The organism is Halolactibacillus alkaliphilus, from assembly GCF_900115465.1.
Taxonomy (GTDB): domain Bacteria; phylum Bacillota; class Bacilli; order Bacillales; family Amphibacillaceae; genus Halolactibacillus; species Halolactibacillus alkaliphilus.
Genome location: NZ_FOWN01000017.1, coordinates 49,180 through 56,615 on the forward strand (window position 1 = coordinate 49,180; position 7,436 = coordinate 56,615).

Annotated in this window: 6 protein-coding genes; all 6 read right to left on the minus strand. The window is 37.4% G+C overall.

Annotated features, from left to right (window positions below; translation table 11 throughout):
• From BM163_RS08310 to BM163_RS08335, 6 genes are read right to left on the minus strand one after another with little or no spacing between them, the layout of a single operon-like run.
• The gene (locus BM163_RS08310; protein WP_089802072.1) at positions 1-1,062 is read right to left on the minus strand and encodes a HEAT repeat domain-containing protein; all 1,062 of its coding nucleotides are present in this window, start codon (positions 1,060-1,062) and stop codon (positions 1-3) included.
• Entirely contained in the window at positions 1,059-3,110 is a 2,052-nt protein-coding gene (locus tag BM163_RS08315) for a hypothetical protein (protein ID WP_089802074.1), read from the minus strand. The genes BM163_RS08310 and BM163_RS08315 overlap by 4 nt, the downstream gene beginning before the upstream one ends.
• 21 nt (positions 3,111-3,131) lie before the next feature.
• Positions 3,132-4,571 carry a CotH kinase family protein gene (locus BM163_RS08320; protein ID WP_089802076.1) on the minus strand — a complete coding sequence of 480 codons (1,440 nt, stop codon included), beginning with the start codon at positions 4,569-4,571 and terminating at the stop codon, positions 3,132-3,134.
• A gap of 3 nt (positions 4,572-4,574) precedes the next feature.
• Positions 4,575-5,252 carry a DUF4956 domain-containing protein gene (locus BM163_RS08325; RefSeq protein ID WP_089802079.1) on the minus strand — a complete coding sequence of 226 codons (678 nt, stop codon included), beginning with the start codon at positions 5,250-5,252 and terminating at the stop codon, positions 4,575-4,577.
• A 28-nt stretch (positions 5,253-5,280) separates the two neighbouring features.
• Complete coding sequence (locus tag BM163_RS08330) at positions 5,281-6,000, minus strand: polyphosphate polymerase domain-containing protein (protein WP_089802080.1); 720 nt, start codon at positions 5,998-6,000, stop codon at positions 5,281-5,283.
• Entirely contained in the window at positions 5,993-6,790 is a 798-nt protein-coding gene (locus BM163_RS08335; protein ID WP_089802082.1) for a hypothetical protein, read from the minus strand. The genes BM163_RS08330 and BM163_RS08335 overlap by 8 nt, the downstream gene beginning before the upstream one ends.
• Positions 6,791-7,436: the final 646 nt, after the last annotated feature.

Sequence of the window (7,436 nt, forward strand, 5' to 3'; positions counted from 1 at the left end):
TTAACCCCCTTCCCTCTCCAAGTAATAGCGCAGCATTTCTTTGGCATAGCGGTCCTTACCTGTCAATACATCTAGTAAGTCCGGCATCGTCACCTCTGTTTTTAGCAATGACCGACTCGCATTCCTTCTCACATACCAATTAGGGTCATTTAACGCTGCCTTTAATACCTGGATAACATCATCACAACAATAACTAGCTAAGACATCGGCTGCAACAATCCGCTTTTCTACTTGATGACTTTTAAGCGATTGAAATAAATACGGTTTTAACCGATCATCTGGATGCTTTTTAAAGTAGCGACATAACTTTAATTCAATTTCTAGTGGTAAATTGCTTCCTTGTATCAATTCAAAGAACCAATCTTTATAAGCATCTGTTTCATACGTGACAAAACCAATAACTCCTAAATTTACTGACTCATTAAATGACTTATAGTGATTAATCAACACTTGTATCAGTGTCTGTTTATCGTAGGGATAGCTCAGTAAACCATCTTGAATAAGCTTTTGATTGTGGACAAGATGTTGTTTAGATAACACTTCAAATGCTCTTGCAATCCACTCTGGATTTTGTTGTTGATAAAAAGCTTTTAAGACATTTTCTCTTAAATAAATGTTTGGTTGATCTAAATAGCGAAATAGCGTGCGGTAAATAACAGGATTTTCCCACAATCCGTCTGCGTGTTGAGAAATGAAATAAGCGAGATAAGCTCTTTGCATATCGTCTCGTTTTTCATAGATAACTACAAGCTTTTTAATAACTGATTCAATAGCTAACTTATAGGTCTTCAACGCTTGATCATTTACTTGTTCTTTTAAAACTGCATGAAAAGCGGTTAATTGATTCACATGCGCTAATCGCTCTATTAACATTCCTTCATGGCTTTTAGCTACCGGAAGATCCTGACGAATAAGATTTAATTGGTGCTTAATGAGCGCTTCGAAATCAACCACCCGTATTTTAAATGTCTTGCGCCGATAATATTGATACACGATATAACCGATTGTAAAGAGCATGATGAGTAGACAAACAAAGAAATAAATATACGTCACGGCAATCATTCAGCGCCACCTCCCCAGTGAGCTTTGACTTGGTAATAGGCAGGTTTAATAATTTCTTCTACATCAGCTGTTGAATGTAATCTATTTAACGGTACCACTACTGAATCAATAATGATCCCCTCTTCATTATAGATACTGAGTGTAAATTGGTTAATGGATAATGGTTCAACACCATAGTTTTCATAATAGTCATCATGAACAGTTGGCTTCATGGGATCATACATATTCAGTAAACCATAAGGTATCCGAAGCTCCACTTGTTTATCCGTTATATAAATATCGGGAGATACTGATGGCGTAAGCTGACTCTTTAAAGGAGAGACCTCCTTAAACTGATACGGATACGTATAATCTGTGGCATCTTCTTGTGTGATTTCTTTTGTCCGCTCAGCTACAACGACGCGCACAAAACTGTTTGGTCTTTCGGGTAAGACGACGTAAGGATTCACCCCATTGACACGTTCTAAAAACTGTTGCCTTGCCCCTTGATAACGCTCAATGACATACATGATACCATCCATATTTGGACGTATAGCAAGTAGAAACTCGCTTGGCGCTTCTAACGTGATGCCCTTTTGCGGCATAAGTGTTGTACCCATCGTCGGATGAATATCAAAGCTCAGATAAAGAGGCTGATCTGGATCAATATCCACTGATTTAGCTAAAACGTATAGATAAGAATGGTCTCTCGTAACTTTTAACGTATCTTCTTTCGTATAGGCAACATCTACCCAATCATCCTCAGCTCCATCAATACGCATCAATGTATCTTTTCGGTATGATTCAAAACCGATGAGCCCAAAATGTTGCGTCGGTGTTAGAGCATCGTGCCATTCGTGGATTTCTTCTAAGGCATACTTAAATGCCGTTTGCACCGTTCGTCGATCCCATACATCTTGAAGTGATCGAATAATCGCTCCATTAAATCCACTTTCTTCAAACAGTTGCAAATCACCTATTAATAATACACCTTGATCATCTTCTTGATTCAGATACATGTCACTAGGGTAACCAAAACTACTTATAATGACAGGCATATTATGAGCTTCCTGAAGTTCCGTTAAATAATCACTAAAAGATGTCGAATTTGTTTTTTCGTTTAGGATATATTCACTTGCTTCCTCAGGCCAATCTTCGTAAGCATAGCTTGCAAATAACCCCGCATGTTGGTGTTCAGTTAATAGAAAATGATCCATCGTAAAACGATTAATCTTACCTAATTGTTGCTTGATATGCGTGTGATACTCAAAGGGGTCCATCACGAAGGTACTATTGACTGAAATCGGCCTTTGTGTGTGGTACTTGTTTGTTTCATAACGAATCATATCATCAATAAGTGAGGCTATTAGCTTTTCAAATGCTGTTGAATCAAAACTTGTTTCAATATACGTACCAACATAATCTTCAAAATCATCCGTTAACGTATGATTTATATAGCTAATTAAATCTTGATTCCATTCATCTCCAATTAAATAACCCAGTACCCACGGTGATAAATTATAACGGTATAAACCACTCCCTTTTTGATTATTTCCCAGAATAAAATTACGTCCATGAACAATGTCAATCGCATCTCGCGCATCTTCTTTTAATAAATTATAAAAACGCATTTGCCCTTGCGTTTGATCCATATTAACTTCGTCATATGCCACACGTATACCTTGAAGTAAAAAGAGTGGGTCATTGTTGTCACTATTATAATCATAGAGTGCACGGTAGAAAGTATCATCCATTATTGTTGATACGCGGACGGTATTAGCACCGGTATTTTTGATGAGTTGAAACCACCGTAACCACGTGTCATCATCAATCGTAAAATCATTCGCTCGGTACGGACCAAAACTCGCATCTACCTCAATGCCTTTAATATCAATTGGGACAGCACCACTATTTGTTGCATAATAAAACTGTTGGTCTTCGGTATAAAAAGGTGTATCGATCGTTTCAGGTGCACGAAAGGACCAATACACACCTTCCACAAAATAGAGATACACACCAATAAAGATGAGAATAGAAAACCCTAATGAAATAATTAAGAACCGCTTCATTCATACCCCCCCTGCCTTTTATTACTTAATCGATTCAAAACTATGACGAGACGGATGGCTGTACTGATAAAGCGCATCGATATGTTCATCAAGCCACTGACCACGTGCGAGTAGAAATGTGGTCATTTGGTTAACCGCTTGATTATATGTCGTTGGATTGCGCTCAACAGGGATAAGAAAGTCATCTGGACTGTATTGTTCATGATCGTAATAGCGATCCCACCGTTGATTATTTCGTGAAATTGCATCACCTAAATAATTGATTGAATCATCTACCATGGTTATCAATCTTTCATCACTTAATCTTGATTTTCTCAAATTGCGATACCGTTCAATTAATCCCTCAACAAAACGCGCTTCTTTTAATAATTGTTCGTAAAAAACGACTTGTGTCATTGAAAAGCCTGTCTCATCAAAAACTGTTTCTTGGTAATTATCAAGACTATTATTAAAATCCCATACGACCGGTGTTAACTTACCACGTAAATGGCGATAGAAATATGTGGAATAGTATCCTGCATCAATATTTCTAAACAATTCATTGATGATAAAGTAATCATAAAAAGCTGTTTCATCAATCCAGTCTTTATAAGCATTTTTCTCTGTAGCATAAGGTATTTGATAAATGTTTTTTGCGAGCTTAGAAAAATCTCGATTAACAAAATCAAACCTGGCATCTGTATACTGTCGATCGGTTGGATACGTTAAATCTGTTGCCGATGGGTACAATCTATATGTGTCAACTAAGAAATCATTCAACGGAAACTCAAGCTTTGCTTCACGGTCAATTTCCACAATATAACTTGTCATCACACTATTTCTATCAGGCGTTGGAATATTTACCCGCCCTTCACCTTTAGAAACCGTCTCCATCAGCACGTAGACACCTTCATACTGGTCATTGACAAAGAGTTCAACAAATCTGACATCCGGCGCATACGGCATCAGCTCTCCAGTAAGGTTCATCGCTAAATAATTCCTTAACAAGGTTCTGTCAAGCGCAGGTCCGTGTAAAGCCCAGTTATCATCAGGCTCCATACCTAAAATGCCAATATTTTTCTCAGTGAAATCTGCTTCAACAAACGTCATCGCATAAGACTTTTTCTCAAATAAGCGTGAGGAGTTTCCTCTTACTCTAAACATCGCATCTGAAACAAAAGCATCTTCACCGAAGAATGTTACTTCAACATTAATTTCACTCAATCCTTGTTCTGACAGTTCATAGCGTTCCACATCACCTGGTAGTCGCCCACCAGGTATGCGCTGACTTCTCGTATTCACCGAAACGACAGGTAAATGTGTCGAGAAGGCACCCATTGGTAAGTTGTATGATTGGACATCTTTAGTTGACTCATGCTGAAGCGTCCGATTATAGAAAGTATCCGGTTCAATAAATGATACCGTGATCGCTAAAGTAAAAATTACGATTGGAACGAGTAAATATAAGACGCGCGCTTTCATGAGTTATCCACTAATTTCGTCCGACTGCGCCACAATATTAACATAATCAATCCCTCCCAATTTATAAAGGAGCTCTGTAATGGTTTGGTCTTTTTTATTTTCTGCTTTGTAGTCTTTTTGAGATAGTTCATATATCCATTCAATCGATTTTTCCGTCGTATTTTTTACTCTTAACACGGCTTTTTTATTAAACTGTTTAAACACAGCACCCTCTATCTGTATCTCCGATTCGCGACTTGCTTTAACAATCAATAACATCCGTTGATTGTTTTTCACACGTCCAAGTAAAAGTAAAACAACAAAGACAACAACTGAACCGATTGTAGCTACAAGATAATCACCCGCTCCACAAGCTATACCAACGATAATCGCCCAGAAGATATACGTTGTATCTCTGGAATCTTTAATCGCTGTTCTAAAACGAACAATCGACAAGGCTCCTACCATACCAAGAGAGAGGGCAATGTTGTTGCCAATAACAGTCATAACAGTTGCTGTTAAAATAGTTAAAGTAATGAGGGATACGTTGAATTTTCTACTATAAGCAGTACCAACGTGCGTGTACCAATAAGAAATATAAATAGCGATAGCGAGCGCTGTTGCCATTAAAATATTAATTAAAATATCATTAAAACTTAAATTGGGCGACTGCTCGATGATTTGGTATAGAAAATCACGCATAAATAACCACTCCTTTATTTGTCTGTATTTATAATTTATAATGTTTACTGATTTGACGACTCATACTATATTTGCTCACAGATAGTTGAGATTCTTCTAATGGTATCAGTAAATCTTTAATATATTGAAGTAAGAATCCATTGTATTTCACTTCCAAAACGACGTAAGCATCTTCAATTAATGGTGTTTCAATCAGAGTTTTATCAAACAACGACATCGTACCTTCTGATCCTCTAATTTTTTGATCAAATGTTACCCGAATTTGATTTTCTTTCGCAATATATGCATCGCGCTCATAGGTGACGATTGATTTTGGTCTATAGACATGAGTCATCATCATTTCATAGCACTCAAGTAAAAAGGACGATTGTTTCTCTAAAAGTAAGCTGTAATCCCCGGATATTAGACGTTCTCCCTCTGCTTTTGTTAGCTTATAGGATGTTTTTTGCTGATAGTTCCCTTGTTTTTTCTTTAATTCCAAAAGACAGTAGTTTGTGTCATGCATATATGTTCGTAATCTTAATTTCCGTCTTAGTTCAATCCCATCTTCTTTCTCATGAAAATCTCTGTCATCTAATGAATCAAAATACAAAGAACGAATCGTATAACCTTCTCCTTTTTTGCCGTCATAAGGATTGTTTATACTATGTTTATCACGCATCATAATTTTTTGGATATTATGTCTCACGTGATAGTAATGCTTTAAATCAAGCAAATACTTTTTTTCTTCCCGGAACACACTAGTCATGTCCAACCACCTCCCTTAGCGCTTTAAAATCATGAAAAGCACCGAAGATCTCCTGGTTATGATAGATTGATTTAATTTCCAATAAATTGTCCAGCGCCGCCTCCACTCCTAGTAAATGATACGTATTTCTTTCAGTTAAATCATGCTCCCCAGCTGGTTTAAATTCATAAATGGTTGTAATAGGGACCCCCTCCTCTTTTGCGACGCCTGCTTCATAGCGCATGTTTTCTACTTCACTTTCTCGGTAATAGTTCATAATCGCAAGCTCTGTAGATGCTTCCCTAATGAGTATATCTAGTACTTCACGATAACCTTTCGTGTCATAAAAGTAAGGAACAACTGTAATCATTTCTAATCCATGAATAGACAAGTATTGAAAAAGTCTCACCATCCCTTTAGAAAAACTTGATTGTAAGTCACGATCATCCCAATCAAAATCTTGCATCGTATATGGCTCCACATCAACCACGAGACCTTTAATCTGATACAATTCTGGTAACTGTTCATTTAGCGCTATGACCCGGTCCGCTTCTCGAATCATACTCGTAGCTTCTTCATCAAAAGCCCACTCCGGGGTGCCCATTAAACGGTAAACATCAACCTCCCCTCCGACACTTTCCATAAATCGAACAATTTCCTCATCTGATAAACGACTAGAAAATGATTGAAACAGCCGTTCAATCTCATACTGTTTTAAGAAATCTACTGTTGCTTCGACATCGGTTGTGACAATCTCTCGTTCCCAAGAAAAAAGCGCTATACGATGAGATGGGGTGTTTTCATTAACCAAGATATACAACGCCCACAGCAAACCGACAAAACCTAATAGAATTAAAACACTTCTGATGACTCGTATTATATATATGATGCTTATCACCACCTATGGTTGCTACCTTTTTATTTTTTTACCACTCTTTGTTCTTTTCTTGTTTATTAAAAAACCGCCCTAAATAAATAGGACGGTTGCGCCACCTGCTCGTTATCTATCAGGCACCCACATAGGATAGATAAGTCTTCACACCTATAGGTAAATATATATGCTATTGTCTAATTGGTTACGCTTACATTTACCCCTTTTTTCTTATTTTAAATCATTTTTTTAAAATCGAGTAGGAGGTAGGTGATTAATTCACCTACCGACCTCTCACACCACCGTACGTACGGATCCGTATACGGCGGTTCAATAATTTAAGTATCGTTTTAATTTATAGTCAGATCTAAATTGACTTGCTTTCAAGCGAAGGTTTAAATTTCTTAGCCCCCACTTCAATAGTCGCTCATTTGATAGTGCTCGATGAAGGGCAGGTGTTTTTGAGTTATTCCAATACCCCTTCCTACTCGCAGCTAATTTAAGTGCTTCGTTATGAGATATTCCGTATTTTCGAAGTTTTCTATACCTCGTTCTCACATGTTTCCAGCGTTTCCAAATCATTTGA